Here is a 23,919-nt window from a genome sequence, read left to right on the forward strand (position 1 = left end):
GAACTTTATGAGCCGCGAGCACGCCGGAAGCTAATGAACTTTTCGTCATGTTGGCGATATGAAAAGCGGCGCGGCGCGAACGGCGTCGGGTGTTCAGGCAAAAACAAAACGGCGCGCAGGGTCTTCCCAGCGCGCCGCTTTTGATAGGATTTTGCCGGATCTTTAGAGTGCGGCCTTGAGCTTTTCGACCAGATCGGTGCGTTCCCAGGGGAAGAACTCGCCTTCGGGCTTGCGGCCGAAATGGCCGTAAGCGGCAGTCGGGCGATAGATGGGCTTGTTGAGGCCGAGATGCGTGCGGATGCCGCGCGGGGTAAGGCCGCCCAGTTCCTTGATCGACTTGATCGCCTCTTCGATCTTCGCGTCATCGAGGCTGCCGGTGCCGTGGGTATCGACATAGAGCGAGAGAGGCTCTGACACGCCGATCGCGTAGGCGAGCTGGATCGTGCAGCGGCGGGCGAGCCCGGCGGCGACGATGTTCTTGGCGAGATAGCGGGTGATATAGGCGGCCGAGCGGTCGACCTTGGTCGGGTCCTTGCCCGAGAAGGCGCCGCCGCCATGGGGCGATGCGCCGCCATAGGTGTCGACGATGATCTTGCGGCCGGTAAGGCCGGCGTCGCCGTCGGGGCCGCCGATTTCGAAGCTGCCGGTCGGGTTGATGTGATAGACGGTTTCGTCGCCGAGCAGCTCGCCGGGGAGCACTTCAGCGATGACGCCCTTCACATAGTCCTTTAGTTCCGCTTCCTTCTCGCCCTCGTCATAGCCCTTGGCATGCTGGGTCGAGACGACGATCGCGGTGGCGGCGGCGGGCTTGCCGTTTTCGAAACGGAGCGTCACCTGGCTCTTGGCGTCGGGTTCAAGGAAGGGCGCGCGGCCGGAATGGCGGTCATGCGCCATCTTGGCGAGGATCTTGTGGCTGTAGTCCAGCGTGGCGGGCATGAGGTCGGGCGTTTCGTCGCAGGCGAAGCCGAACATGATGCCCTGGTCGCCTGCGCCTTCATCCTTGTTGCCGGACGCATCGACGCCCTGCGCGATGTGCGCGGACTGGCCGTGGAGGTTGTTTTCGAAGCGGAAGCTTTCCCAATGGAAGCCGTCCTGCTCGTAACCGATGCGCTTCACCGTTTCGCGGACGGTGCGCTCAATCTCTTCCTGCGCGCCGGGGGCCCACTGGTCATTCTCATAGACGCCCTTGCAGCGGATTTCGCCAGCGAGGACGACGAGCTGGGTCGTGGTCAGCGTTTCGCAGGCGATGCGGGCTTCGGGGTCCTTGGACAGGAACAGATCGACGATGGCGTCGGAAATCTGGTCCGCGACCTTGTCGGGATGGCCTTCGGAAACCGATTCCGAGGTGAAGAGATAGTTGTTGCGCATAGGACTCCCGTTAACACGCTTGGGTCTGAGGCGATATAAAGAAAAGTTTATGTGCCCTATTAGCGGGTCGTGCGGCGAGTGGCAATGGCCAGTCCGGCGAGCAGTGCCATGAACAGGAAGGATGCCCAATTGCCGAGCCGCGCGAAGGGCGTGGGCGGCAGAACGGAAGGCAGCGTGCTGTCGAGGAACCCGGCGCGGTAGAGGCCCAGCGCATGGAGAACATGCCCGCGGGCGTCGATGACGGCGGACACGCCGGTCGGGGTGGATCGGACGATCGGGATGCCTTCCTCGATCGCGCGCAGGCGGGCTTGGGCGAGGTGCTGGACCGGGCCCCAGCTGCCGAACCAGGCGTCGTTGGAGGGGTTGAAGAGGAAGGCGGGACGGTTCTTCGCGTCGATCACCTGGCCTGAGAATATGATCTCATAGCAAATCTGGACGCCCATCTTGAGCTGGGGACGGCCGAGCGTGGCGGGGAGGGTCAGGCTCTGCGGGCCGGGGCCGGGCCAGAAATCGGCGTCTCCGGGCACGAGGCGGGACAGGCCGATCGGCTGGAGGATGGCGCGCATCGGCAGATATTCGCCATAGGGGACCAGGTGCGACTTGTCATAGCGGCCAAGCAACTGCGCCTGGGGCGAGACGATGAAGAGGCTGTTGTTCGCGCCTGCGAGCGCGTTGGTGGTGACGCCGCCTTCTTCGACCCGCTTGAAATAGACCTTGGTAGCGCCGGTCATCAGCAGATCGCCGGGACCGAGCAAGGAGGCTAGGCGGCCGCGCCATTGCGGTTCCATGTCGAGATAGGCGGGGATGGCGGCTTCGGGCCAGAAGATGAGGCGCGGGGCGGGGCGAGGCTCTCCGGACAGCCGCGCCAGGGTGCGGAAGTGCGCCTCTTCCAGTTCGGGGGAGTATTTTTCGTCCTGCCCGATATTGGGCTGAACCACGCGGATGCGGGGTGCGCCTGCAGGCGTTGGGGGAGCGGGCGTGAGCAGGCCCCAGAGCGCGAGGACGCAGAGCGGAAGCGAGATCGCGGCGGCGGGGGTCCAGTGGCGGCGGAGGGCGAGGAGGATGGCTCCGGCGGCTAGGATGGCGAGCGCACCAAGGCCATAGGTGCCGATGAGGGCGGCGGCGATGGCCATGCCGGTGGGGAGGAGGGTGACGCCGAGCGGGTTCCAGGCGAAGCCGGTGAAGACAATGGCGCGGAGATATTCGCTGGCGATCCAGCAGGCGGCGAAGAGGAGGGTGAGGGAGAGGGCGCTGCGCTCGCTCCGCTCGCGGCCCACCCCGGGCCCCTCCCGTAAACGGGAGGGGAGATTTTTGGTAAGCCACCAGGCCGCCAAGGTCGCGAGGCCCGGATAGACGGCGAGATAGAGGGAGAGGAGGACCACCGCGCCATAGCCGAACCAGTGGGGCATGGCGTCCTGGAAGCTGAAGGCGTGGGCGATCCAGTTGAGGCCGAGGGTGAAATAGCCAAGGCCGAACAGCCAGCCGCGGGTGAAGGCGGCGCGGCGATCGGGCGCGCGTTCGATGAGCCAGAGGAGCAGCGCGAAACAGGCGAGAGTGACGGGCCAGAGCTTCAGCGGCTCAAAACCCGTCGCCGACAGAAAGCCTGCGAGCAGGGCGGCGAGCTTTGGAAAGCGGTCCGGAACAGCCTTCATCGGGGAGCGGATCAGCGCAGGGTTGCCATGGTGGCGTGGCTGCACTTGTCGCTCTTATGCCCACCGCCGGACAACATCGAGGCAGCGATGAATCCTCCCACCACCAAGATCAGGAAGGCGGCGGAGAGGAGGCCGAGATATTTTTCGATGAACGCCTTTATCGGGCGGCCGAACTTCCAGAAGAGGAAGCCGACCAGCATGAACTGGAAGGCGCGGGAGATGATGCTGGCCCAGAGGAAGGTGAAGAGCGACAGGCCGATGAAGCCCGCCGTGATGGTAATGAGCTTGAAGGGGATGGGCGTCGCGCCCTTCACCAGGATGATCTCCGCCCCATAATCGCGCAGATAGCAGGCGGCGACCGGGAACTTCGCGGCGAGGCCGAGGGCGTGCAGGATCTGCTGGCCGACCGCTTCATAGAGGAAATGGCCGATCGCATAGCCGAGCAGGCCGCCAAGTACCGACGCGATGGTGCAGATGATGCCGAAGCGGATCGCCCGTTCCGGCCGGGCAAGGCACATGAGGCCTAGCAGCGGGTGCGGGGGGATGGGGAAGAAGCTGGATTCCATAAAGGAAATGACGAAAAGCCAGCGTTCGGCATGGGCGTGGGCGGCTTTCGCCAGCGTCCATTGATAGAGCTTGGTGAGCATCGGGGGCGGGCCTAGCGGAGATTGAAACCGACCGCCAGCGCTTTCGATTTCGTGGCAGAGCGAAAGGGTTGATCCGTTGCTTGGGCGGCGTAGAATCGAGCGTAGAGGAGAAAAATTCATGCTGGGCATGGGAGAGGGCGGGTGCCCGTTCGAGTTCAACACGGACCCCGCGACCTTCAAGGTAGGCGACGCGGTGAGTTATCGCGTGACGGGAAGCCTGGCGGGCATGCCTTTTGCAGGCGTGCTGCTGGAGGTGCATGACGATCATGTCGTGCTGACGTCCGACGAGCAGGACCCGGTGAGCCGGATGCGGGCGACCCGCGAAAGCCGTCCACTCGTCCGAGAGGAAGATGTGTGCTGACGCGACGGCGTTGACGGACGGGTGACGTCTGGGCAAGACCCACTTCCCCGCTCAGCAGCCCGGCCGGTTTTCACCCTGTGACATTTTCTTCCCCATCATGGTCCAGGCTGCGCGAGCGCGGCGGGGGGGTGCTGTTCGCGCTGGGGCTGAACGGGCTGTTGCTGCTGGCGTTGCTGACTATGGCGCCGCAGCTGGAGCAGCGGGTGGAGGATCCGCGCAATCCCGTGACCTTCGAAATGGCGCCAGCGCCAGCCAAACAGGAGGCGCGCGCGGAGAAGAGCAAGGAGAGGCGGAAGGAGAAGGCGGCTGCGGCGTCCCCCGCTCCGCCGAAACCGACGCCGCCGGTGAAAAGGCCCAAGGACCTGGAGAAGCTTGTCCTGCCGTCGCCCATGCCCTTCCTGGAGATGGACAGCATGCAAATGGCGGCGGCGGACATTGGGAAGATACCGAAAAAGGACGCTGGCGAAGGTGCGTCCGGTCAGGGCAACAGCAGCATGGCGGCGGGGCCGGGCGAAGGCCCCGGCGGCGTGCAGCTGTTCGAGGCGGAATGGTACAGGCGGCCGAGCCCTGCCGAACTGGCGACCTACATTCCGGCCACTGCGCCGGGCGATGGCTGGGGCCTGGTGGCGTGCAAGACGGTCGAGAATTTCCGCGTCGAAAACTGCCAGGCGCTGGGCGAATCGCCGCAGGGGTCGGGCTTTGCCCGGGCGGTGCGGCTCGCCGCATGGCAATTTCTGGTGCGGCCGCCACGGGTGAACGGCAAGCCGATGATCGGCAGTTGGGTCCGCATCCGGATCGATTACAGCCGCAAGCCGGCGGACAGCGGCGCGGCGGGCATGTGAATTAGGTTGCGTTTCGATACTTAAACGGCATGATGCCTCCCGTTTATCATCAGGGAGGAACATCATGATCATTTACGGCGCGCGCCCATCGCCCTTTGTGCGGAAGGTCATCATCTTCGCCGAAGAAAAGGGGCTGGCAATCGAGGTGCAACCCGGTGGTTTCGGGCGGGGCGGGGACATTTTTGCAAAGGCATCTCCCTTCGGCAAGATACCCGCTTTCCAGGATGGCGATTTCCTGATCAGCGACAGCACGGCCATCATAACCTATATGGATGCCGTTCAACCCGAGCCCAACCTGATCCCGATGGAGCCCAAGACGCGGGCGCGGACGATCTGGTATGAGGAATTTGGCGACACGATCGTGCAGGCGGCGGGCATGCCGATCTTCTTCAACCGCATGGTCGCGCCCTTGCTGGGCCTGCCGCAGGATCTGGCGGCGGCCGAGAAATCCGAGGCGGAAGCATTGCCGCGGGCGCTCGACTATCTGGAGAATATCTTGCCGGAGAGCGGCTTTCTGGTGGAGGATCGCTTTACCTTGGCCGATATCGCGGTGGCCTCTCCGCTGATTAACATCGGCTATTGCAGCAAGCTGGTCGTGGAAGGACGCTGGCCGAAGGTGGAACAATGGGTAGAGCAGATGCGTGCGCGGCCGAGTTTTGCGAGCGCCCTGGCGGCGGAGGCGACCCAGATCGAACGGATGAAGGCAAGCTGATATAACCTATTTGGAACATTTATCTTGACATCGTCACGCTGTTCTGGCAGCAATGTCGATATTGGGAATTGTGAGTCGCCACAGCGGCGGCGCGGCAAGGGCTGGTCCGGTTGGGTCGGCCCTTTTTATTGGGGGTCAGGCATGGCGGGGAAGAATGAGGCGGGCCCGGTGCGGCGCTTTTCAGGCAAGGCGAGCGACGCGCCGGACCGCATGCTGAAGGTGCAGCACAGTCAACGCGGCGCGGCGGGGAGCGGTGCGCAGCTACGGGCCGTCCGCAAGGATGGATGGACGGCGGAGCGGCGCAAAATCTTCATGGAGACGCTGGCCGCCACCTGCAACGTCAGCGAGGCGGCGCGGGTCGCGGGCAAGAACCTGTCGAGCGCCTATTATCAGAAGCGGCGTGATCCGGGCTTTGCGCGGGAATGGGCGCAGGCGCTGAACATCGGTTATGCCGAACTGGAGGCGCTGCTGTTGCGCCAGTCGCTGTTCGGCACCGAGGAAGAAGAGGTGACGCTGGACGCGGAGGGCATGGTGAAGAGCCGCAAGGTGAAGCGGGGGCATCCCAATGCCGTGGCTGTCCGGCTGCTGGTGCAGCATCGGCGTGAGGCGGGCGACAGGCGCTCTGCCGACGAGGCGGATCGGCCGGATGGCGAGGATGCGGTCGAGCGGTTGCGCAAGGCGCTGGAGATGGTGCGGGAGAGGAGTGGGGTGGGGTGAGATGAGGTTATTTTTACCCGTCATATCGGCGGGAGGCTGCATCTGGATTGGGATGGGCGGTCGCCTATGAGATCCCAGCTTTCGCTGGGATGACGGGGTTGGAGTGGATTGCGAACGCCGCACAGCCGACCCCGCTGCGACTAAGCCTCACCTGCGGTTCGGCAAGTCTCGCTCCCCTCCCGCTTGCGGGAGGATCGATCAGAGGCACGTGACTTTGATCGAGGGGTGGGCTGGCGCAATGTCGGAACTTGGCCGTTAGCCAACAACTCTACCGTCATGCCGGCCTTGAGCCGGCATCCCGCTTCTTCTGATCGGCAATGTTAAGCGGGATCCCGGATCACCGGGGTGACGAAGCTGTTTGAGATTATCGACCCGTTTCCGGCGCGTAGCGCAGGTGGAGGAGGGGGTAAGGGCGGCCTTGACCGTCGCGGTCGGAGCGGCCGGTACGGGCGAAGCCCATGCGTTCGTAGAAGGTGAGCGCGCCCTCATTCTGTTCGTTCACGTCGGTGGTCATGGCGGGATGGAGCGCGAGGCCATGTTCGACGAGCGAGCGGCCGACGCCTTTGCCGTGCCAGTCGGGATCGATGAAGAGCGCGTCCATGTGCGTGCCGTCGATCAGCATGAAGCCGACGGCGCGGTCGTCCGCGTCGGTAGCGAGCCAGGCGGCGGATTGGGGAAGGAAAGCGGACACTTCCTGATCGATCGCCTGGCGATCGGTGGCTTCAAGAAAGTCATGGGTCGCATCTACGGCGCGGCGCCAGATGTCGAGGAGGCGGGCGCCATCGGCGGCGCGGGCGGGACGGATAGAGATCATGGGCACGCATATAGCGACGAAGCGGCGCGAACGAAGGGGCGGGCGACGGAACAAAGGCTGAGCGCGGCGAGGGGAGCAAGGCCAAATGGGTGGCATTTCGGATTTTGAGCGGCTGGCGACATTGCCGGACGAGGCGCGTGAGCGGGTGCTGGTCGGGCTGAATGGCGCGGCGGCGCAGGCCCTGGCGCATGATTGGGAGTGGCTGGCGCGGCCGGAACAGCTTGCTCCCGCCGGAGATTGGCGCATCTGGTTGATGATGGCGGGGCGCGGCTTTGGGAAGACGCGGGCCGGGGCGGAGTGGGTGCGCCATATCGCGGAGGGCGACGGGACGGCGCGGATCGCGCTGGTCGGCGCGACGCTGGGCGAGGCGCGCAGCGTGATGGTGGAGGGGCCTTCCGGCCTGCTGGCGGTTGCGCCATGGTGGAACCGGCCCGTCTTCTCGCCCGCGTTGCGGCGGCTGATCTGGCCCAATGGGGCTATGGCGATCCTTTTTGGTGCGGCGGAGGCGGAATCGCTGCGCGGGCCGCAGTTCAGCCATGGCTGGGCCGACGAGATCGCCAAATGGCCGAATGGGGAGGCGGCTTGGGACAATTTGATGATGGGGATGCGATTGGGAACGCGCCCGCGCCTGTTGGCGACCACGACGCCGCGCCCGGTGCCGTTGGTGCGCGGGCTGGTGGCGCGGAGTGGCGCTGACGTTGTCGTCACGCGCGGGCGAACGGCGGACAATGTCGCGAACCTGGCGGAAGGCTTCGTGGCGGCGATGGAGCAGAATTATGGCGCGACGCGACTGGGGCGGCAGGAACTGGACGGCGAGCTGATCGCCGAGGTTGAAGGCGCGCTCTGGACCCGCGATCTGCTGGAGCGGTGCCGGGTGGTGCATGTGCCGGGGCGCGAGGATGGCGAGGCGTTGCTGTCGCGCGTGGTCGTGGGCGTCGATCCGCCTGCTTCGGCGCATGGCGATGCGTGCGGGATCGTCGTGGTGGGGCTTGGGCCTGATGGGCGCGCTTATGTAATTGCCGATGCGAGTGTCGAGAAGGCGACGCCGGAAGGATGGGCGCGCGCTGTCGCTTATGCGGCGGCTCTACATGGGGCGGATCGGGTGATTGCCGAGGCCAATAATGGCGGGGCGATGGTGGAGAGCGTGCTGCGCGCGGCGGAAGCGGCGCTGCCGGTGCGGCTGGTGCATGCGAGCCGGGGAAAGGCGGCGCGGGCTGAGCCGGTCGCGGCACTGTATGAGGCCGGACGGGTGCGGCATCGCGGGGCTTTCTGGGCTTTGGAGGATGAGATGTGCGGGCTGGTGGCCGGCGGCGGCTATGTGGGACCTGGAAGGTCGCCGGATCGGGCGGATGCGTTGGTGTGGGCGCTGACGGAGTTGATGCTGGGGCGGCGCGGGGATGCGCGGGTGCGGGCGGTTTGAGGAACCGCGCCGCACGGCACTGCGTATTATCCTGGGTCAATTTTCCGAGGAGTGAAGGCAAATGAAGCTGGCCAAATTCATGATGATAGCTGCTGGCGCGACGCTGGTTGCGACGCCGGTCATGGCTGCCTCCCTCAATGGCAAGGAACGGGCCCGGGTGGCTCGGGCAGCACCGCGTGACCGGGATGAGGTGCGCTATTGCCTGTTGCAGGCGAAGAAGGGGCGGGATCGCGGGACGGTGATTGGCGCGGCCGGTGGTGCTGGCGTTGGGGCGCTGGCTGGCGGGAATTTGGGTGAGTCCTTGCTGGCGGGCGCTGCTGGGGCTGTGGCTGGGCGTGTGATCGGGAAGAGTGAGGGGACGAACGCGGCCTGTGATCGGGTGTTGGCGCGGAATCCGTAGGGCGGTTCCCCTCTCCAAGTTTCGCTAGGCGGCTGTTGGCCGCCGAGTTTCACTGTCCTCTCCCCCCTCAAGGGGAGAGGATTTTTTGTGGCGGGGTGTTTCCATGAAATTTTTTGGGGCGAAGGCCGTGCGTTCGGGCGCGCGGCCGGTGTTGGCGCGTGCCTGGGGATCGGGTGCGGTCGCTTTGGGCGAATGGCCAGCTTCCTATGAGGCGCAGGTGCGCAGCGGCGTGATCGGCAATCCGGTGGCGCAGCGTGCGTTGCGGCTGGTGTCGGAGGGGGCGGGCGCGACGGCTCTGCTGGTGAATGGAGTGGAGGAGGGGGAGCGCGGGCGCGTGGCTTCTCTGCTGACGCGCTGTTCGGCGGGGCAGGGGCTGGTCGAGACGCTGACGAGCCATTTGCTGCTTCATGGCAATGGCTATGTGCAGGTGATGGCGGGCGCGGACGGAAAGCCGGGCGAGCTTTATGCGCTGCGGCCCGAGCGGGTGAGCGTGGAGGCGGACGCGCGAGGGTGGCCTGCAGCCTATCTCTACCGGGTGGGCGAGAGCGTGACCCGGCTGCTGCCCGAGGATGGGGCGGGGCGGGCGTCCATCCTGCACCTGAAGGCGCTGCATCCGCTGGACGATCATTATGGGCTGGGCTGCGTGGGCGCGGCGGCCGGGGCGGTGGCGATCCACAATGCGGCGACGGTTTGGAACAAGGCTCTGCTGGACAATGCGGCGCGGCCTTCGGGGGCCATGGTCTATGATCCGGGCGACGGGTCGGTGATGTCGCCCGAGCAGTTCGAGCGGGTGAAGCGGGAGATGGAGGGGGCTTTCTCCGGCGCGGCCAATGCCGGGCGGCCGATGTTGCTGGAGGGCGGGCTCGATTGGAAGGCGATGAGCCTGACGCCTGCGGAAATGGATTTTGTGGGGCTGAAGGCGGCGGCGGCGCGGGAGATTGCGTTGGCGTTCGGGGTGCCGCCGATGCTGATGGGTCTGCCGGGCGACAATAGCTACGCCAATTATCGCGAGGCGAACAAGGCGCTGTGGCGGCAGACGATCCTGCCGCTGGTGGCGAAGATCTGCGGCGGGCTGGCGCAGGGGTTGCAGGGATGGTGGCCCGAGCTTTGCCTGTCGGCGGACCTGGATGCGGTGCCGGCCTTGTCCGAGGAGCGCGCGGCCCTGTGGGAGCGGGTGGCTTCGGCGGATTTTCTGACCGCGGACGAGAAGAAGGCGATGCTGGGAATTTTATCGAAGGCGGGAGGCGGGTGTCATGAAATATGATGGCGAGATGCTGGCGCGGCTGGTGGCGCAGGCCGAGGGCGCGCCGGGGCAGATGGACATGGTGATGATCCGCGCGCTGATCGAGGAGGCAAGCGAGCTGGGCGCGGGGCGGGCGCTGGAGCGGTTGGGGCTGGCCGATCGGAGCGCGGAAGGGGATGTGCGGGAGTTGCGCGAGCTGCTGTCCGCCTGGCGCGATGCGAAAAAGGCGGCGCGCGGGGCGGTGGTCAGCTGGGCGGTGCGGATCGTCATGGCGCTGGTGCTGCTGGGCGTGGCGGTGAAGGCGGGGCTTACGGACATGGTGCGCGGATGAATGAGGATTTGCGCTTTGCCGGTTATGCGGCGGTGTTTGACCGGGTGGATCATGGCGGTGACGTGGTGCGGCCAGGGGCGTTCGCTGGCGTGGCGGCGGGGGTGCCGTTGCTGTGGCAGCATTCGCCGGGCGAGGCGATCGGCACGGTCGAGCGGGTGGAGGAAGACCGCCATGGGCTGCGCGTGATCGGACGGGTTTCGGGACGGACTGGCGCGGGGAGGGCGGCGGCGCGTGCGTTGAAGGATCGCGCGGTGGATGGCTTGTCCTTCGGCTATCGGGTGCGGGAGGCTCGGGGAGCTTCGCCGCGCGAATTGCTGGCGCTGGAACTGGTGGAGGTGAGCGTGGTGACGCACCCGATGCAGCCTTTGGCGCGGGTTATTGCGGTGGAGGGGTAGGGGCAATTGTTGCAGCGCCCTGAGGGCGCTCCCCTCCACCGCCTTTGGCGTTGAAGAGAGTCACGTGCCTCTCTTCAAACCTCCCCATCTGTCGAGGGGGAGGGTTTATTCGGGCGGTCCTTTGGGAGCGCCTTTTTTGTTTCTAAGCGAGGAGTGGTTGATGACGGACCAGTTGGAAGCGAGCTTTGATGCAGTGGTGCAGGGTGAGCGTATCGAGGCGCTCGAGGGGGAGATTGCGGCGCTGAAGGGCGCGCTGATCCAGCAGCAGCGGCCGGCGCTGGACGGGGTGAAGGGCGGGGCGTTCGATCCCAAGCGCGCCGCTTTTGTCGAACGCTATCTGCGGCAGGGGCTTGAGGCAGGCGTGGAGCTGAAAAGCTTTTCGGCCGCCAGTGGCGCAGCGGGCGGTTATGCGGTGCCGAGGGAGATCGACCAGATCATCGACGCGACGCTCAAGAGCATCTCGCCGATCCGGTCGATCGCCAATGTCGTGCGCACTGGCACGGCAGGCTATCGCAAGCTGGTGACTTCGGGCGGTATCGTGTCCGGCTGGGCGAGCGAGACGGGTTCGCGGGCCGAGACGGGAACGCCCAGCTTCAACGAGATCGTGCCGCCATCGGGTGAGCTTTACGCCAATCCGGCGGCGAGCCAGGCGATGCTGGACGATGCGCAGTTCGATGTCGAAGGCTGGCTGGCGGGCGAGATTGCGCGTGAATTTGCTGCGGCCGAGGGCGCGGCCTTCGTCAATGGCAATGGCACGAACAAACCCAAGGGCTTCCTGACCTATACGACCACCAATGAGGCGGACAGCGCGCGTGCCTTCGGTTCGCTACAATATGTCGCGTCGGGCGCGTCGGCGGGCTTTGCGGCGACGAGCCCGCAGGACAAGCTGATCGACTTGGTCCAGAGCCTGCGTGCGCCCTACCGTCAGGGGGCCGTGTTCGTCATGAATTCGGCGACGATGGCGGCCATCCGCAAGATGAAGACGAGCGATGGCGCGTTCATCTGGCAGCCTTCTTTGGCGGCCGGGCAGCCCGCGACGCTGCTGGGCTATCCGGTGGTCGAGGCCGAGGACATGCCGGATATTGCGGCGGGATCGCTGTCGATCGCTTTTGGTAATTTCCAGGCGGGCTATGTGATTTCCGAACGCAGCGAGACGAGCATCCTGCGCGATCCGTTCAGCAACAAGCCGTTCGTGCATTTCTATGCGGTGAAGCGGATTGGCGGCGCGGTGGCCAATTCGGAGGCGATCAAGCTGATGAAATTCTCGGCTTCGTAAACCCTCATCCAACTTCGCCTAGGCGGCTTGGCCGCCAAGGCTTCGTACCCTTCTCCCGTTCGCGGGAGAAGGCGTTGGGGGCGTCTTCGGGCGCCCTCCTTTTTGTTGGGAGGGTGGATGGTGCTGGTGCTGGTGCGGGAAGAGGCGGGGGTGCTTGGGGCGTCGCTTGACGAATTGAAGGAATATCTGCGGATTGGCGGGAGCGGGGAGGATGGGCTGCTGGAGCGGTTGCTGCGAAGTGCGACGGCTCTGTGCGAGCAGTTCGTCGGGCAATGGCTGATCCTGGGCGAGGCGCGGGCGACGGTGCTGGCAGATGGGGGCTGGCAGCGGCTGTCGGCCCGGCCGGTGGCGGCGATCCTGGGTGTGGAAGCGGTTGCGCCGGATGGCGAGGCGGTGGCGCTGGCGGCGGATGCTTATGCGATCGATATCGATGCCGCGGGCGATCGCTGGGTGCGCGGGCAGCCGTTGGATGGGCGGCGCGTGCTGAAGGTGCGCTATCAGGCCGGGATGGCCGAGGATGCCGATGGGCTGCCCGAGCCGATCCGGCAGGGAATCGTGCGGCTGGCGGCGGAGCATTTTTCGGCCCGCGAGAGCGAAGTGGCGACGCCGCCCGCCGTGGTCGGTGCGCTGTGGCGGCCCTGGCGGCGGATGCGGCTGACATGAATGTGGCAGTGCTGACGCGGCTCGCCGAGGCGCGGGCGGAACGGCGGCGGCGGGCTGTGGCCGAGGCGATGCTGGCGGCCGGGGTTGAAGAGGCGCGGATCGAGGGGGAGGCGGTGCGGCTGTCCGGGCACGGGTTGCTGCGGCGCTGGATGAACGACCTTGGGCTGCGGAGGCGGGGAGGGGTGGGCTATGAGCGCGGAAGTGGTGGTGCGGGCTACGGTGGTTGCGGCGCTGCGCGGCGATGCTGAACTGATGGCGGGGCTCAATGGCCTGTTTGATGGGCTGCCGGTGCGGGCGAGCGTGCCCTATGCGGTGGTGGGTGAGTGCATCGCTGGCGACTGGGGCGCGAAGGAACTGGAGGGACGCGAGTTGCGGCTGTCGATCAGCTTGCATGATGCGGGGGAGACGCCGGAGCGGCTGGCGGCGGTGCTTGGGCGGATTGATCCGGTGGTGCAGGGGGTGGATGCGAGCGCGGGAGGATGGCGGATTGTTGGCGTGCGGCTGATCCGGTCGAGGGTGATGAAGGCGCGCGAGAAGGATGGGTGGCAGGCGATGGTGGATTACCGGCTGCGGGTGGTGGCGTCTTGAAATAGCGCGAGGGTTAATCTCCCTTCGGCCTGTTCGAATAAGTCACCTGCCTCATTCGAAAGTCGAAGGCTGCGCGTAACGCCCTTCGACAGGCTCAGGGCGAACGGAGGTTGAGTGAGCGTGTCGCTCAACGCGTCCATTGTCGTGCGAACTGCGCATGCCTTTTCTCGACTGCGCTCGAAAGGAACAGATGTGGCGCTGACGGACGCGTTAGAACCTTAACCGCCAGGCTTGGAATAATCCTCGAATTCGCCGGTGATCTTGTCGACATATTCGGCGATCTGGTCGTCGGCGTCGGCCTGGGCATCCTTGTCCGACATGCCGCCGGACTTGTCGTCGGCGACGATGGCGGCGCGGAATACGGTTTCCTTCGCGCTGCACTTGGATTTTAGCGTGGATTGGAAGTCACTGAGAGTGGCCTTCTTGTCCAGCGCGGGCTGGATCTCTTTCGCCAGGCATTCCGAATAAGCCTTGCGGCCTGAGCCGACTGCGTCGCCGCTCTGCGGGGCAGCGGCCAGCATCAACATGAGGGGAGCTGCAACAAGCATTCAAACCTCTCCAAATCCCGATTCTGACACGGTTTATCTTACAGGAGAATGCTTCATGGGCGTGGAAAAAGGAAGTGCGTTTCTATTGAAAGTAGGCGATGGCGGGGCTCCGGTGGCCTATGCGACGGTGGCGGGCATGCGCACGACGCAGCTGTCGGTGAATGGCGAGGCGGTGAACGTCACGTCGAAGGATTCAGGCGGCTGGCGTGAATTGCTTTCGGGCGCGGGCGTGCGTTCCGTCAGCGTGTCGGCGGCGGGGATATTCACCGGGTCGGCGGCGGAAGTCCGCATCCGTAATCATGCGCTTGCGGGCACGATCGAGCAGTTTGAACTCAGTTTCGAGAGCGGCGAGCGGATGCGTGGGCGCTTCCTGGTGACGCGGCTCGACTATGCGGGCGATTATAATGGCGAGCGCAACTATGCGCTGAGCCTGGAAAGCTCCGGCCCGGTGGTGTCCGAATGAGCGGGGCGGTGAATAGCGCGAGGGGCGAGGCTGCGCTGGAACTGGGCGGCGAGACGCTGCGGTTGCGGCCGAGCTTTGCGGCTCTGGTGGCGGCCGAGGAGGAACCGGGGCCGCTGTTCGAGCTGGTCGATCGAGCGGCGGACGGGAAGCTGTCGCTGTCCGATATTGCGGCGCTGTTCTGGCATTGCCTGGTCGATCCGCCGGGTGGGCTGACGCGTGAGGCGTTGGGCGAGGCGATCGTCGAGGCGGGGCTGGCGAAGCTGTCGCCGGTGCTGCGGGGCATTCTCAAACAGATTTTGGGGGGGCGATGAGCTTTTTCAAAGCGGCGGCGCGGCTGGCTGGCGTCGCGGGATGGCTGCTGGGCTGGCGGCCGGATGAGTTCTGGCGATCGACGCCGGTTGAACTGGAGGCGGTGCTGCGCGCGGCGCGGGGCGAGGAGGAGCCGGATGTGGGGATGGATGTGGGGGAGTTGGAGCGGTTGAGGGCGGTGATGCCGGATTGAGGCTTGAGGTGGGCGCGTGGGGCCTGCCCCACCCCACCCCAACCCCTCCCCTCAAGGGGAGGGGCTTTTTGTGATTCCTGGAGGGTGGGATGGACGAGGAAATCGAGACGCTGGTGGTGCGGGTCCGGGCGGATACGCAGGGCTTGTCGCGCGATGTGGAGGCGATGCGGGGGGAGTTGGAAGGGCCGCTGGCTTCGGGTGCGGAGCGGGCGGGGCGGCGGATCGAGCAGGGGCTGTTGCGCGCGGTACGGAGCGGGCGGTTCGGCTTTGAGGAGCTGAAGCAGGTTGCGCTGTCAGTGCTGGAAGAGATTGCGGCGGGTGCGGTGCGATCGGGCGCGGGCAGCGTCGGGGGCGTGGGTGGGTCCTTGCTGACGCTGGCGGGGGCGGCGCTTGGGCTTCCGGGCCGGGCGACGGGTGGGCCGGTCGCGCCGGGGCGGGCCTATGTCGTGGGCGAGCGGGGGCCGGAACTGTTCGTGCCTACGGCCAGCGGACAGGTCGTCGCGCATGGCGGCGGTGGCGGACGCGATGTGCGCGTGAACATCGCCGTGCAGGGACGCGGCGAGGGATGGGACAATGCCCGGCTGCTGGCGCGGAGCGCGCGGCAGGTAGCGCGGGCGGTCAAGGGGGCGCTGAACGGATGAGTGGGCTTGGCTTTTGGCTGGCGGATGCGCGGCGGGGGCAGGAGGAGCGCTTCATGAAGCGCTTTGCCCCGACGCATTGGACCGTCAATTTTCCCCGGCCGGTGATGGCAAGCGTCGTGACCAGCGCGGCGGATGCGCTTCGGGTCGATGCGGTCTTTTACGGGTCGGGCGATCTGGCGGGGCTGATCTGGGAAGCCGAGGACAAGTGGAGTCATCCTCTACTGGCCTATGAAACGGCGCGGGATTTCCGGGACTGCGTGCTGCGGTTCCGTTGGCGCAGCGGGGGGATCAAGCGGCTGGATGAAGTGCATGGGCCGACGCTGACGATCGAGGGGCGCGATGCGGCGGGCAATCCGCGGTCCTGGTATGTGCGGCTGTGGAACTATGCCAGCGGATCGGCGGAAGATGCGCAGATCGTGCTGGATTTTTCCGCGATCAGTGGCGGCTTCCTGCTGCCGGGCGAGGCCGATCCAGTGTGGGCGGGCGATGTGGACCGGATGTTCATCTCGCTCGCGCCGCCCGGCTATGATGCGGGCAGCACGCCTTTTGCGGCGGGGGTAGAGGGCTGGGCGGAGCTTTCCGGGATGCGCTGCGACGGGGCGGGGTCCGTGCTGAGCGTCGGGGATGTGATGGTGCCCGAGCATGGGCTGTCGATGGCGACGGGCTATGACGATTGTTTCAACCAGACGCCGGAGCGGATCGTCGCGGCGATCCATGCGCTCGGCTATCGCGGCGACATCAATCATTATGTGGGGATGAGCCATTATTTCCGGCTCGAGCCGCTGGGCGGGGGATTTTACGTCAGCCTTGCCGGTGGCGTGCTGAATACGCCCTGCGCGGCCTGGCACGCGGACTTTGCGCGACGCTCCAAGGCGTTGGGGCTGGGGGTGATCTGGTCGCTATCCTATGAACTGCTGGACGCGCATTGCTGGAACGACTGGAAACAGCGGGCGGAGAATGGCGATCCGGCGCTGACCGGATGGGAGCCGCCATCGACCTTGCTGTCGCCCGCGCATGACGGGGCGATGAGCTATTTGCGGCTGGTGGCGGGCGCCTTTGTTTCCATCGGTTTGGGCGCAGGGATTCCGATCAAGTTTCAGGTGGGCGAGCCCTGGTGGTGGGTGATGCCTGCTGATGGGCGCATCTGCATCTATGATGATGCGGCGCGGGCGGCTTTTGGCGGGAGTCCGGTGTCTGTTCCCGATGTTCGCGGCGTGCTGAACGGGGCGCAGAAGGCGTTGCTGGATCAGGCGGGGGCAGTCCTTGCCGCATCGACGGCGGCGCTTTGTGCATGGGTGAAGGGGATCGCGCCAGACGCGGTGACGCATCTGCTGGCCTATCTTCCCACCGTACTCGATCCGCTGGCGCCAGAGGCCAAGCGGGCGAACATGCCGGTCGGCTGGGCTTCGCCTGCCTTCGATGTGCTGCAGCTGGAAGATTATGACTGGGTGACGGAGGGGCGGCCGAGCCGCACGGCGCGCGGGGTCGAACTGGCGACGGCGCGGCTCGGCTATCCGGTCGATGAGCAGCATTATTTTTCGGGTTTCGTCCTGCTGGCGGAGCATGTCGGGCAGTGGCGGCGGATTGCAGAGGCGGCGGAGGCGTCGGTGAAGCGCGGGACGGCGGCGACTTTCATCTGGGCGCTGCCGCAGGTGGCGCGGGATGGCTTCACCTGCTTCAGACTTCAGGGGGACGATAATATGCAAGCCTTTGATGATGTAGCCTTTCCGCTCAGCATTGGGCGGGAGGCGAGCCTGGCGCCGGCTTTTTCGACGCAGATCGTGGAGAGCCCTTCCGGGCATGAGCGGCGGAGCAGCGATTGGGCGGATGCGCGGCTGTCCTTCGACGCGGGGCCGGGGGTGCGGTCCGAGGCGGATATTGGCGCACTGATCGCTTTCTTCCGCGCGCGACGGGGGGCAGCGCGGGGTTTTCGTTTCACCGATCCCTATGATGATCGCAGCTGCGGGGTTGGCGCGGTGCCGGGGGCGCTCGACCAGCGGCTGGGAATTGGTGACGGGGTGCGGACCGAGTTTCCGCTGCAGCGCTATTATGGCGAGGGTGAGGAAGCGCAGGTGCGGCGCATCACTCGGCCTGTGGCGGGGAGCATCCGCGTGGCGGTGGATGGCGTAGAACTGACCGATGGCTGGAGCCATGCGGGGCTAGGCGTCATCGCCTTTGACGCGGCACCGGAGGAGGGCGCGGTGCTGACGGCGGGCTTTCGCTTCGATGTGCCGGTGCGCTTTGCCGAGGACCGGCTGGACATCAATCGCGCGACCTTCGCGGCGGGCGAGGCGCCTTCGGTGCCGCTGGTGGAGATACGGGAATGAGCGGGTGGGAGGCTTTGGAACAGCCGCTGGCGACGCTTGCTTTCTGCTGGCGGCTGGAGCGGCGGGATGGGGTGACGATTGGGCTGACCAGCCATGACGGCGATCTGGAGATTGGCAATGTCCGCTATCGTGCTGCGCCGGGCGTGATGCCTTCGGCGATCCGGAGTGGGATCGCCGCCAATGGGAGCGATGCCGATCTGCAGGGCGCGCTGGTGGCGGATGCGATCAATGAGGCCGATCTGATGGCAGGGCGCTGGGACGGTGCGGCGCTGGAACTGCGGCTGACGGAGTGGGAAGCGCCGGGCGAGATGTGGCTGCTGCTGGCGAAGGGGGAGATTGGAAGCGTTTCGCAGAAGGGCGGCGCTTTCACGGCGGAACTGGTGGGGGCAATGGCGGCTCTAAAAGCGCCGGTTGCGCCATCGACTTCGCCGGATTGCCGGGCGGCGCTGGGGGACCGGCAGTGCCGGGTCGATCTGGCGGGGCGGCGTAAGACCGTGGTAGTCGGGAGCGTCGATAACGTCGAGGTGAGCGTCTCCGGGTTGGTGGCGGGGGCCTATGCCTTTGGCACGCTGCGATGGATGACGGGTCCTAATGCCGGGGCGGTGCAGGCGGTGGTGGACAATGGCGTGGGCGTCCTGACGCTGGCCGACCCGCCGGTCTTTGCAGTGGAGGCAGACACGCTGGCGCTGCTGACCGAGGGGTGCGACCGGCAGTTGGAGACGTGCCGGAGCCGTTTCGCCAATGTCGTGAACTTCAGGGGCGAGCCCTATTTGCCGGGAACGGACCTGCTGACGCGCTATCCCGGCGCATGAACTGTACGATGGCGGACCGGATCGTGGCGGCGGCGCGCGATCTGGTGGGGGTGCGGTTTCGGCTTCATGGGCGCAGTACGGAACGGGGCGTCGATTGCGTGGGGCTGGCGGCGATCGTCTTGGCGCGGGCGGGGCATCGGGGGACTGCGCCGCGCGGATATGGGCTGCGGTCCGGGGATGGGGCTCTTGCGTGCGTATGGCTCTGTGAGGCGGGGCTGTCGGCCGTGCCCGAGGGCCGGGCTGGCGACCTGGCGCTCGTGCGGCCGGGACCGCTGCAATTGCATCTGATGATCCTGGTGCCGGGTGGGCATGTGCATGCTCATGCGGGGCTGGGGCGCGTGGTCGAAACGCCGGGGCCATCGCCCTGGCCGGTGATCGGTCATTGGCGGGTGAGACAGGAGGAGACATGGCGACTTTAGTGCTGACGGCGCTGGGCACGGCGATCGGCGGACCGTTGGGCGGAGCGATAGGCGGCCTGATCGGCAGCATCGACCAGGCGGTGCTGTTCAAGCCCAAGGGCCGCGAAGGCCGGCGGCTGAGCGACTTGCAGTTGCAGACATCGACCTATGGGGCGCAGATCCCCAAGCTGTTCGGGACGATGCGGGCGGCGGGATCAGTCATTTGGGCGACGGATCTCAAGGAGAAGAAGAACAAGAGCGGCGGCGGCAAGGGACGGCCGAGCGTCACCACCTACAGCTATTCCGCGAGCTTTGCCGTGGCCCTGTCGGCGCGCAGGGTGCGGGCGGTGCGGCGCATCTGGGCCGACGGCAATCTGCTGCGCGGTGCGGCTGGGGATTTCAAGACGGGGCTCAATGCGTTTCGCCTGCATCTTAGGGCCGAAGATCAGATCGCGGACCCGCTGATTGCTTCGGCGGAGGGGATCGACCGGACGCCCGCGCATCGCGGGGTCGCCTATGCCGTATTTGAGGACCTGCAGCTTGCCGATTATGGCAACCGTATTCCGTCGCTGACGTTCGAGGTTGAGGCGGATGAGGGGCCAGTGCCGATGGAGACGGTGGCCGCAGACCTCAGCGGGGGGTGGCTCGGTGCGGTAATTGGCGAAGCGGTTAGCGGCTTCGCTGCGGGTGGTGCGGATGTGAGCGATGCGATCGCGCCGCTGGTGGACGCGTGGGACTTGGCCTTCGTTGCCGATGAACAAGGGTTGCGGCTCGAGGGCACGAGCGCCGAGGGAGCGGCTGCTGAAATCAGCGCCGCTGCGCTGTGCGGGCGGGTGAACGGGCGATCCGTCGATCCTGTCGAGCAGTCCGGCGAGGGCGCGGACTCCGTGCCGCTGTCGCTTTCGCTGCGCCACTATGATCCTGCGCGTGATTACCAGGCAGGCGTGCAGCGCGTGAGCCGTCCGGGAACCGGGCGGGTGGAACAGGGTATCGACTTGCCCGTCACCATGTCCGGCGATGCCGCCCGGCAGCTGGCGGCGCGGCGGCTGAGCCATGGCTGGGCCGGGCGGGCGGCCATGACGCTGCGCTGCGGCTGGGACGCGCTGCGTCATGAAGCCGGAGATCTGGTGACGGTCGAGGGGAGATCGGGGCGCTGGCGGATCGAGGAGCGGGAATGGGAAGCCATGGCCGTGCGGCTAGCGCTGCGCCGGGTGCCGGGGGCAGGAGGCGTGCTGCCGACCGGGGCATCGTCCGGCGCGATCGTGCGGCAGGCGGACGCGCCGCATGGGGCTACGTCACTGATGCTCGTCGATCTGCCGCCGCTGCGAGAGGCTGCAGCCGTTGCGCCATTGATCGTTGCGGCCGCGAGCGGTGGGGAAGGTTGGCGAAGCGCGGCGCTGTTTGCGATGAGCGATACGGGCGAAGCTACTCCCGCCGGGCTCACCGCGCCGCGGGCCGTGATGGGTCAGGCGGATGAGGCTTTGGGTGACGGGAGTTGCACGCTGGTCGATACCACCAATACGCTTCACGTGACCCTGCTGGCCGCTGACATGGAGCTTGGCGATGCGGATGAAGCGGCGTTGGCGCAGGGGCGTAATCTTTGTCTTTTGGGGCGGGAGCTTCTGCAATTTTCCCGCGCTGTGCAGACCGGCCCGGCGAGCTTCCGGCTTGAAGGCTGCGGCGCGGGCTGTGCGGGACCGAATGGGCGGTGGCGGGGCACGCCGCTGGCGAGCGGTTCCTGTTGATCGAGGAGGAGCGGCTGGCGGAGCCTTTTGCTGGTCAGGGCAGCGGCGAGATTGGCGGCGGGCTGCGGCTGGCCGCAATCGGAATTGGAGACGCGGAGCCGGTTGAAGCCATGCTGACGGTCAGCGGCGAAGCGGTGACTCCCGCGGCGCCCGTTCATGTGCGCGCCGTGTCCGATGGCATAGGCGGATGGAACCTTAGCTGGACGAGGCGCAGCAGGAACGGGTGGCGCTGGATCAGCGGCGCGGATGTGCCGCTTGGCGAGGAAAGCGAGCGCTACGAGCTACGCGTGCTGAGCGGCGAGAGCCTGCTGCGCCGGGTGGAAACCACATCGCCAGCCTGGGCATATGATGCGGCGGCGACCGCTGAGGATGGCGGGGGAATGGTGACGGTCGAGATTCGACAGATCGGATCCTTTGCGCTGGGCCGGCCGGGGCGGATCGATCTGGCGCTTTGATAGCGGAAGCAGGAAAGGAATTTGATCATGACGATGGAAGCGACCCCCCGCTGGGGCCTGCCGCAGCTGTTTGCCGGGCAGGCGCAGAAGGAAATCTTTCACAATGAGGCGCTTGCGAGGATCGACATGCTGCTGCACGGCCAGGCAGAGAACGCGGACGAAGGTGCGCCGCCCTCGTCGCCGATGCCGGGGCAATGCTGGATCGTGGCTGGAAGCGCGACTGGAGAATGGGCCGGGCAAGATGGCTTCGTCGCCTGCTGGACAGAGGGTGGATGGCGCTTTGCCGCGCCGCGCGCGGGCTTGAGGCTCTGGGTCGCCGATCGGGAACATTCCATGTTCTATGATGGTGACGCGTGGCGGGATGCGCCGGTGCGCGAGGACGGGTTTATGTCGGCGATTTGCGCGTAGCAGGGCCGCGCCAAGGGGCGATCGCTGACCCTTCAGGCGGAGCGGCTCCGGACAACGAAGCGAGGAGTGCGATCGGTTCCATCCTGGCTGCGATGCGGAGTCATGGATTGATCGAACCATGACTTATAGCTGTCCATCTTTTACAGTGGAGAGAGGCGGAAATGCTTAACGTAGCCGGGGCGGAGTTGCGGCATGATGTATTTGTGCAACAGTTTCGCCAAATGTGGACTTGCCATGAAACTTTCTAGCCGATACATGGTTTCAGCAGTCCTTCGTGACACTATTGAAAGGGGAATTCAGATGCGGAAGCTTGCCCTCGCGGCTGCTCTTGCGACCAGCGCCCTGGCCACTCCGGCCTTGGCGCGTGACGACAGTTGGTACATCGGGATCGATTCCGGTGTTGTGCTTGTCGAAGACCAGGATATCACCTTCACCCCCGGCATCAGCCCCACCACGGGCCTTCCGACCGCCAGCACCACTCTGGAAGATGTGGATTACCACAAGGGCTGGGACGGCGATGCCGTCATCGGTTATGACTTTGGCGGTTTCCGTCTGGAAGCTGAAGCCGGCTATAAGCGTGCCAAGGTCGATCTGGACAAGAGCGGTTTCGGCGGTTCGGCGTCGGCTCTCTCCTTCATGCTGAATGGCTTGCTCGACTTCGGTTCGGACGATGGCCTGCAGGGCTTCGTCGGTGGCGGTGTCGGCGTCTCGCGCGCCAAGCTGGCTAACGACCTCGTCAATGACAGCGACACTGGTTTCGCTTGGCAGGCCCTGGCGGGCGTTCGCTATCCGGTGACCAACAACATCGACGTCTCGCTGAAGTACCGCTTCTTCAACCAGGACGACATTAACCTCGTCCCGGCCTTCACGACGGTTGCTGGCGTTGCTGGTGGTGATGTCGAGACCAAGCTGCGTACGCACAGCCTGCTGCTGGGTCTGACCTACAACTTCGGTGGTGAACCGGCTGCTCCGCCGCCGCCTCCCCCGCCGCCCCCGCCGCCCCCGCCGCCTCCGCCGCCGCCTCCGCCGGTCGCTGAATGCAGCCCTGGGCCGTACATCGTCTTCTTTGAATGGGACAAGTCGGACATCACGCCTGACGCCGCCACCATTCTGGACAACGCGGTTTCGGCCTACAGCAACTGCGGTAGCGCCCAGGTCATGCTGGCAGGTTATGCGGACCGTTCGGGTTCGGCCTCCTACAACGTCGGCCTGTCGCAGCGCCGTGCTGACGCGGTCAAGGCTTACATCTCGTCCAAGGGTATTCCTGACGGCGTGATCACGACCCAGGCGTTCGGTGAATCGAACCCCCGCGTCGAAACCGCCGACGGTGTACGCGAACTGCAGAACCGTCGCGTGGAAATCACTTACGGTCCGGGTTCGGGTCAGTAAGCAAGATTTTCATCCTCGCGGATGGAACATGGAACAAGGTTGAGGGGCTGGTCGAAAGACCGGCCCCTTTTCCATTGGCTTTAGGGCCTCTCGCAAGGCTTCAGAGTGCAAGGCGATAGTGGAGCGCCGCGTGAGGAGGTCCGCACATCGCTTGGCAACATGAACTATATCCGCAACAAACGCTGTCTTGCCGCGTTCGCGAGATATGCTTTGCCCGGAGTCCTCATGATCATGAAAAAGCCCGCCCTTGTCTTCACATCCCCCTTCCTCGCTTTTCTTGCCGCTTGCGTGAGTGGGGATGGAAGCATGAACAATGCAGGGTTGGCCTCTGCGCCGTCTTCAAGCGCTCCGTTGCTTTCGGCAGATGGATCGCGTCGGGGAGACGCTACCGTGACGGAAACGGCCACTGGTTTGCATGTCGCCGTGCGTGCCACCGGGCTTACTCCGGGCGTTCACGCGGTCCATATCCATATGACGGGCACTTGCACGCCGCCAGATTTCACCAGCGCGGGCGGGCACTGGAACCCAATGGGCCGGCAGCATGGCAAGGATAACCCGGCGGGTATGCATATGGGCGACATGCCCAATTTGACGGCATCGTCTGACGGATCAGGTCAGATCGAATATCTCATTCCCGGCGGAACGCTCCGCACGGGAGCCCATCCATTGCTCGACGCAGATGGTGCCGCGGTGGTGATCCACGCTCAGGCCGACGACAACAAGACCGACCCTGCGGGTAATGCGGGTGGCCGGATCGCTTGCGGTATCTTGGCGGCGAACTGAACAGGGGGCAAACCTGCGT

General features: G+C 65.8%; 29 protein-coding genes and 1 pseudogene. 25 read left to right on the top strand and 5 right to left on the bottom strand.

Features of this window, described 5'->3' with window-relative positions:
• Nucleotides 1–162: 162 nt before the first annotated feature.
• Genes metK through EP837_RS11270 form a run of 3 tightly spaced genes read right to left on the bottom strand, consistent with a single transcriptional unit; the run spans nt 163 to nt 3,667 of the window.
• On the bottom strand, nt 163–1,368 hold the full coding sequence (gene metK / locus EP837_RS11260; RefSeq protein ID WP_066527544.1) for a methionine adenosyltransferase: 1,206 nt from the start codon (nt 1,366–1,368) through the stop codon (nt 163–165).
• Between the two features lie 59 nt (nt 1,369–1,427).
• On the bottom strand, nt 1,428–3,020 hold the full coding sequence (gene lnt / locus EP837_RS11265; RefSeq protein WP_066527547.1) for an apolipoprotein N-acyltransferase: 1,593 nt from the start codon (nt 3,018–3,020) through the stop codon (nt 1,428–1,430).
• 11 nt (nt 3,021–3,031) lie between these two features.
• Nucleotides 3,032–3,667, bottom strand: a complete 636-nt coding sequence (locus tag EP837_RS11270) for a YqaA family protein (protein ID WP_066527549.1) — start codon at nt 3,665–3,667, stop codon at nt 3,032–3,034.
• A 118-nt stretch (nt 3,668–3,785) separates the two neighbouring features.
• Between EP837_RS11270 and EP837_RS11275 the strand changes: the two genes are divergently transcribed.
• From EP837_RS11275 to EP837_RS11290, 4 genes are all read left to right on the top strand, one after another.
• The gene (locus tag EP837_RS11275) at nt 3,786–4,028 is read left to right on the top strand and encodes a hypothetical protein (protein WP_066527552.1); all 243 of its coding nucleotides are present in this window, start codon (nt 3,786–3,788) and stop codon (nt 4,026–4,028) included.
• A 77-nt stretch (nt 4,029–4,105) separates the two neighbouring features.
• Nucleotides 4,106–4,870, top strand: coding sequence for a hypothetical protein (locus EP837_RS11280; RefSeq protein WP_225870540.1), 765 nt, complete (start codon nt 4,106–4,108; stop codon nt 4,868–4,870).
• A gap of 64 nt (nt 4,871–4,934) precedes the next feature.
• Nucleotides 4,935–5,582, top strand: a complete 648-nt coding sequence (locus EP837_RS11285; protein ID WP_066527556.1) for a glutathione S-transferase family protein — start codon at nt 4,935–4,937, stop codon at nt 5,580–5,582.
• Nucleotides 5,583–5,723: 141 nt separating this feature from the next.
• Entirely contained in the window at nt 5,724–6,299 is a 576-nt protein-coding gene (locus tag EP837_RS11290; RefSeq protein WP_066527558.1) for a hypothetical protein, read from the top strand.
• Between the two features lie 364 nt (nt 6,300–6,663).
• Here EP837_RS11290 and EP837_RS11295 read toward each other — a convergent pair whose 3' ends face one another.
• A complete protein-coding gene (locus EP837_RS11295; protein WP_066527560.1) occupies nt 6,664–7,113 on the bottom strand; it encodes an acetyltransferase in 450 nt (149 codons plus the stop codon).
• Between the two features lie 85 nt (nt 7,114–7,198).
• On the opposite strand from EP837_RS11295, the gene EP837_RS11300 reads away from it, so the two are divergent.
• From EP837_RS11300 to EP837_RS11335, 9 genes are all read left to right on the top strand, one after another.
• Nucleotides 7,199–8,533, top strand: coding sequence for a DNA-packaging protein (locus EP837_RS11300; protein WP_066527562.1), 1,335 nt, complete (start codon nt 7,199–7,201; stop codon nt 8,531–8,533).
• A 61-nt stretch (nt 8,534–8,594) separates the two neighbouring features.
• Nucleotides 8,595–8,933 carry a hypothetical protein gene (locus EP837_RS11305; RefSeq protein WP_066527570.1) on the top strand — a complete coding sequence of 113 codons (339 nt, stop codon included), beginning with the start codon at nt 8,595–8,597 and terminating at the stop codon, nt 8,931–8,933.
• Between the two features lie 103 nt (nt 8,934–9,036).
• Nucleotides 9,037–10,197: a phage portal protein gene (locus EP837_RS11310; RefSeq protein WP_066527578.1), complete on the top strand. Its 1,161-nt coding sequence runs from the start codon at nt 9,037–9,039 to the stop codon at nt 10,195–10,197.
• Complete coding sequence (locus EP837_RS11315) at nt 10,187–10,507, top strand: DUF6127 family protein (RefSeq protein WP_066527579.1); 321 nt, start codon at nt 10,187–10,189, stop codon at nt 10,505–10,507. The genes EP837_RS11310 and EP837_RS11315 overlap by 11 nt, the downstream gene beginning before the upstream one ends.
• Complete coding sequence (locus tag EP837_RS11320; RefSeq protein WP_066527580.1) at nt 10,504–10,902, top strand: HK97 family phage prohead protease; 399 nt, start codon at nt 10,504–10,506, stop codon at nt 10,900–10,902. The genes EP837_RS11315 and EP837_RS11320 overlap by 4 nt, the downstream gene beginning before the upstream one ends.
• A 160-nt stretch (nt 10,903–11,062) precedes the next feature.
• Nucleotides 11,063–12,178: a phage major capsid protein gene (locus EP837_RS11325; RefSeq protein ID WP_066527583.1), complete on the top strand. Its 1,116-nt coding sequence runs from the start codon at nt 11,063–11,065 to the stop codon at nt 12,176–12,178.
• A gap of 117 nt (nt 12,179–12,295) precedes the next feature.
• Nucleotides 12,296–12,841, top strand: coding sequence for a head-tail connector protein (locus tag EP837_RS11330; RefSeq protein ID WP_066527586.1), 546 nt, complete (start codon nt 12,296–12,298; stop codon nt 12,839–12,841).
• A complete protein-coding gene (locus tag EP837_RS20510) occupies nt 12,838–13,089 on the top strand; it encodes a hypothetical protein (protein WP_082919621.1) in 252 nt (83 codons plus the stop codon). The genes EP837_RS11330 and EP837_RS20510 overlap by 4 nt, the downstream gene beginning before the upstream one ends.
• Nucleotides 13,031–13,429, top strand: a complete 399-nt coding sequence (locus EP837_RS11335) for a DUF3168 domain-containing protein (RefSeq protein ID WP_066527589.1) — start codon at nt 13,031–13,033, stop codon at nt 13,427–13,429. Before EP837_RS20510 ends, EP837_RS11335 begins: the two co-directional genes overlap by 59 nt.
• Before the next feature lie 218 nt (nt 13,430–13,647).
• Here the strand turns inward: EP837_RS11335 and EP837_RS11340 are convergent, their stop codons facing one another.
• Complete coding sequence (locus EP837_RS11340; RefSeq protein ID WP_066527591.1) at nt 13,648–13,977, bottom strand: hypothetical protein; 330 nt, start codon at nt 13,975–13,977, stop codon at nt 13,648–13,650.
• Between the two features lie 55 nt (nt 13,978–14,032).
• Here EP837_RS11340 and EP837_RS11345 point away from each other — a divergent pair, with 55 nt between their 5' ends.
• The 12 genes and pseudogenes from EP837_RS11345 (at nt 14,033) to EP837_RS11395 (ending at nt 23,900) form a co-directional block, all read left to right on the top strand.
• Nucleotides 14,033–14,440 carry a phage tail tube protein gene (locus EP837_RS11345; RefSeq protein WP_066527592.1) on the top strand — a complete coding sequence of 136 codons (408 nt, stop codon included), beginning with the start codon at nt 14,033–14,035 and terminating at the stop codon, nt 14,438–14,440.
• Nucleotides 14,437–14,751 carry a gene transfer agent family protein gene (locus EP837_RS11350; protein WP_066527594.1) on the top strand — a complete coding sequence of 105 codons (315 nt, stop codon included), beginning with the start codon at nt 14,437–14,439 and terminating at the stop codon, nt 14,749–14,751. Before EP837_RS11345 ends, EP837_RS11350 begins: the two co-directional genes overlap by 4 nt.
• Nucleotides 14,748–14,942, top strand: a complete 195-nt coding sequence (locus EP837_RS11355) for a phage tail assembly chaperone (protein ID WP_066527603.1) — start codon at nt 14,748–14,750, stop codon at nt 14,940–14,942. The genes EP837_RS11350 and EP837_RS11355 overlap by 4 nt, the downstream gene beginning before the upstream one ends.
• 89 nt (nt 14,943–15,031) lie before the next feature.
• The gene (locus EP837_RS11360; RefSeq protein ID WP_066527606.1) at nt 15,032–15,583 is read left to right on the top strand and encodes a tail tape measure protein; all 552 of its coding nucleotides are present in this window, start codon (nt 15,032–15,034) and stop codon (nt 15,581–15,583) included.
• Nucleotides 15,580–17,910 (top strand): DUF2460 domain-containing protein, encoded by a 2,331-nt coding sequence (locus tag EP837_RS11365; RefSeq protein ID WP_066527608.1) that lies wholly within the window; start codon nt 15,580–15,582, stop codon nt 17,908–17,910. The genes EP837_RS11360 and EP837_RS11365 overlap by 4 nt, the downstream gene beginning before the upstream one ends.
• Nucleotides 17,907–18,722: a DUF2163 domain-containing protein gene (locus tag EP837_RS11370; protein ID WP_066527611.1), complete on the top strand. Its 816-nt coding sequence runs from the start codon at nt 17,907–17,909 to the stop codon at nt 18,720–18,722. Before EP837_RS11365 ends, EP837_RS11370 begins: the two co-directional genes overlap by 4 nt.
• Before the next feature lie 8 nt (nt 18,723–18,730).
• Nucleotides 18,731–19,141, top strand: a complete 411-nt coding sequence (locus EP837_RS11375) for a peptidoglycan endopeptidase (RefSeq protein ID WP_225870541.1) — start codon at nt 18,731–18,733, stop codon at nt 19,139–19,141.
• On the top strand, nt 19,129–20,865 hold the full coding sequence (locus EP837_RS11380) for a phage tail protein (protein WP_225870542.1): 1,737 nt from the start codon (nt 19,129–19,131) through the stop codon (nt 20,863–20,865). Before EP837_RS11375 ends, EP837_RS11380 begins: the two co-directional genes overlap by 13 nt.
• Entirely contained in the window at nt 20,829–21,320 is a 492-nt protein-coding gene (locus tag EP837_RS21565) for a hypothetical protein (RefSeq protein WP_225870543.1), read from the top strand. The genes EP837_RS11380 and EP837_RS21565 overlap by 37 nt, the downstream gene beginning before the upstream one ends.
• Before the next feature lie 27 nt (nt 21,321–21,347).
• Nucleotides 21,348–21,850, top strand: a pseudogene (locus EP837_RS11385) (DUF2793 domain-containing protein).
• Between the two features lie 178 nt (nt 21,851–22,028).
• Nucleotides 22,029–23,117 (top strand): OmpA family protein, encoded by a 1,089-nt coding sequence (locus EP837_RS11390; RefSeq protein ID WP_066527616.1) that lies wholly within the window; start codon nt 22,029–22,031, stop codon nt 23,115–23,117.
• A gap of 231 nt (nt 23,118–23,348) precedes the next feature.
• The gene (locus EP837_RS11395) at nt 23,349–23,900 is read left to right on the top strand and encodes a superoxide dismutase family protein (protein ID WP_066529286.1); all 552 of its coding nucleotides are present in this window, start codon (nt 23,349–23,351) and stop codon (nt 23,898–23,900) included.
• Nucleotides 23,901–23,919: the final 19 nt, after the last annotated feature.

This window comes from Sphingobium sp. EP60837 (assembly GCF_001658005.1).
GTDB lineage: Bacteria > Pseudomonadota > Alphaproteobacteria > Sphingomonadales > Sphingomonadaceae > Sphingobium > Sphingobium tyrosinilyticum.

Coding starts and splice junctions, on each gene's coding strand:
- metK (WP_066527544.1), bottom strand. CDS start 1,368: ATGCGCAACAACTATCTCTTCACCTCGGAATCGGTTTCCGAAGGCCAT.
- lnt (WP_066527547.1), bottom strand. CDS start 3,020: ATGAAGGCTGTTCCGGACCGCTTTCCAAAGCTCGCCGCCCTGCTCGCA.
- EP837_RS11270 (WP_066527549.1), bottom strand. CDS start 3,667: ATGCTCACCAAGCTCTATCAATGGACGCTGGCGAAAGCCGCCCACGCC.
- EP837_RS11275 (WP_066527552.1), top strand. CDS start 3,786: ATGCTGGGCATGGGAGAGGGCGGGTGCCCGTTCGAGTTCAACACGGAC.
- EP837_RS11285 (WP_066527556.1), top strand. CDS start 4,935: ATGATCATTTACGGCGCGCGCCCATCGCCCTTTGTGCGGAAGGTCATC.
- EP837_RS11290 (WP_066527558.1), top strand. CDS start 5,724: ATGGCGGGGAAGAATGAGGCGGGCCCGGTGCGGCGCTTTTCAGGCAAG.
- EP837_RS11295 (WP_066527560.1), bottom strand. CDS start 7,113: ATGATCTCTATCCGTCCCGCCCGCGCCGCCGATGGCGCCCGCCTCCTC.
- EP837_RS11300 (WP_066527562.1), top strand. CDS start 7,199: ATGGGTGGCATTTCGGATTTTGAGCGGCTGGCGACATTGCCGGACGAG.
- EP837_RS11305 (WP_066527570.1), top strand. CDS start 8,595: ATGAAGCTGGCCAAATTCATGATGATAGCTGCTGGCGCGACGCTGGTT.
- EP837_RS11310 (WP_066527578.1), top strand. CDS start 9,037: ATGAAATTTTTTGGGGCGAAGGCCGTGCGTTCGGGCGCGCGGCCGGTG.
- EP837_RS11315 (WP_066527579.1), top strand. CDS start 10,187: ATGAAATATGATGGCGAGATGCTGGCGCGGCTGGTGGCGCAGGCCGAG.
- EP837_RS11320 (WP_066527580.1), top strand. CDS start 10,504: ATGAATGAGGATTTGCGCTTTGCCGGTTATGCGGCGGTGTTTGACCGG.
- EP837_RS11325 (WP_066527583.1), top strand. CDS start 11,063: ATGACGGACCAGTTGGAAGCGAGCTTTGATGCAGTGGTGCAGGGTGAG.
- EP837_RS11330 (WP_066527586.1), top strand. CDS start 12,296: ATGGTGCTGGTGCTGGTGCGGGAAGAGGCGGGGGTGCTTGGGGCGTCG.
- EP837_RS20510 (WP_082919621.1), top strand. CDS start 12,838: ATGAATGTGGCAGTGCTGACGCGGCTCGCCGAGGCGCGGGCGGAACGG.
- EP837_RS11335 (WP_066527589.1), top strand. CDS start 13,031: ATGAGCGCGGAAGTGGTGGTGCGGGCTACGGTGGTTGCGGCGCTGCGC.
- EP837_RS11340 (WP_066527591.1), bottom strand. CDS start 13,977: ATGCTTGTTGCAGCTCCCCTCATGTTGATGCTGGCCGCTGCCCCGCAG.
- EP837_RS11345 (WP_066527592.1), top strand. CDS start 14,033: ATGGGCGTGGAAAAAGGAAGTGCGTTTCTATTGAAAGTAGGCGATGGC.
- EP837_RS11350 (WP_066527594.1), top strand. CDS start 14,437: ATGAGCGGGGCGGTGAATAGCGCGAGGGGCGAGGCTGCGCTGGAACTG.
- EP837_RS11355 (WP_066527603.1), top strand. CDS start 14,748: ATGAGCTTTTTCAAAGCGGCGGCGCGGCTGGCTGGCGTCGCGGGATGG.
- EP837_RS11360 (WP_066527606.1), top strand. CDS start 15,032: ATGGACGAGGAAATCGAGACGCTGGTGGTGCGGGTCCGGGCGGATACG.
- EP837_RS11365 (WP_066527608.1), top strand. CDS start 15,580: ATGAGTGGGCTTGGCTTTTGGCTGGCGGATGCGCGGCGGGGGCAGGAG.
- EP837_RS11370 (WP_066527611.1), top strand. CDS start 17,907: ATGAGCGGGTGGGAGGCTTTGGAACAGCCGCTGGCGACGCTTGCTTTC.
- EP837_RS11375 (WP_225870541.1), top strand. CDS start 18,731: ATGGCGGACCGGATCGTGGCGGCGGCGCGCGATCTGGTGGGGGTGCGG.
- EP837_RS11380 (WP_225870542.1), top strand. CDS start 19,129: ATGGCGACTTTAGTGCTGACGGCGCTGGGCACGGCGATCGGCGGACCG.
- EP837_RS11390 (WP_066527616.1), top strand. CDS start 22,029: ATGCGGAAGCTTGCCCTCGCGGCTGCTCTTGCGACCAGCGCCCTGGCC.
- EP837_RS11395 (WP_066529286.1), top strand. CDS start 23,349: ATGAAAAAGCCCGCCCTTGTCTTCACATCCCCCTTCCTCGCTTTTCTT.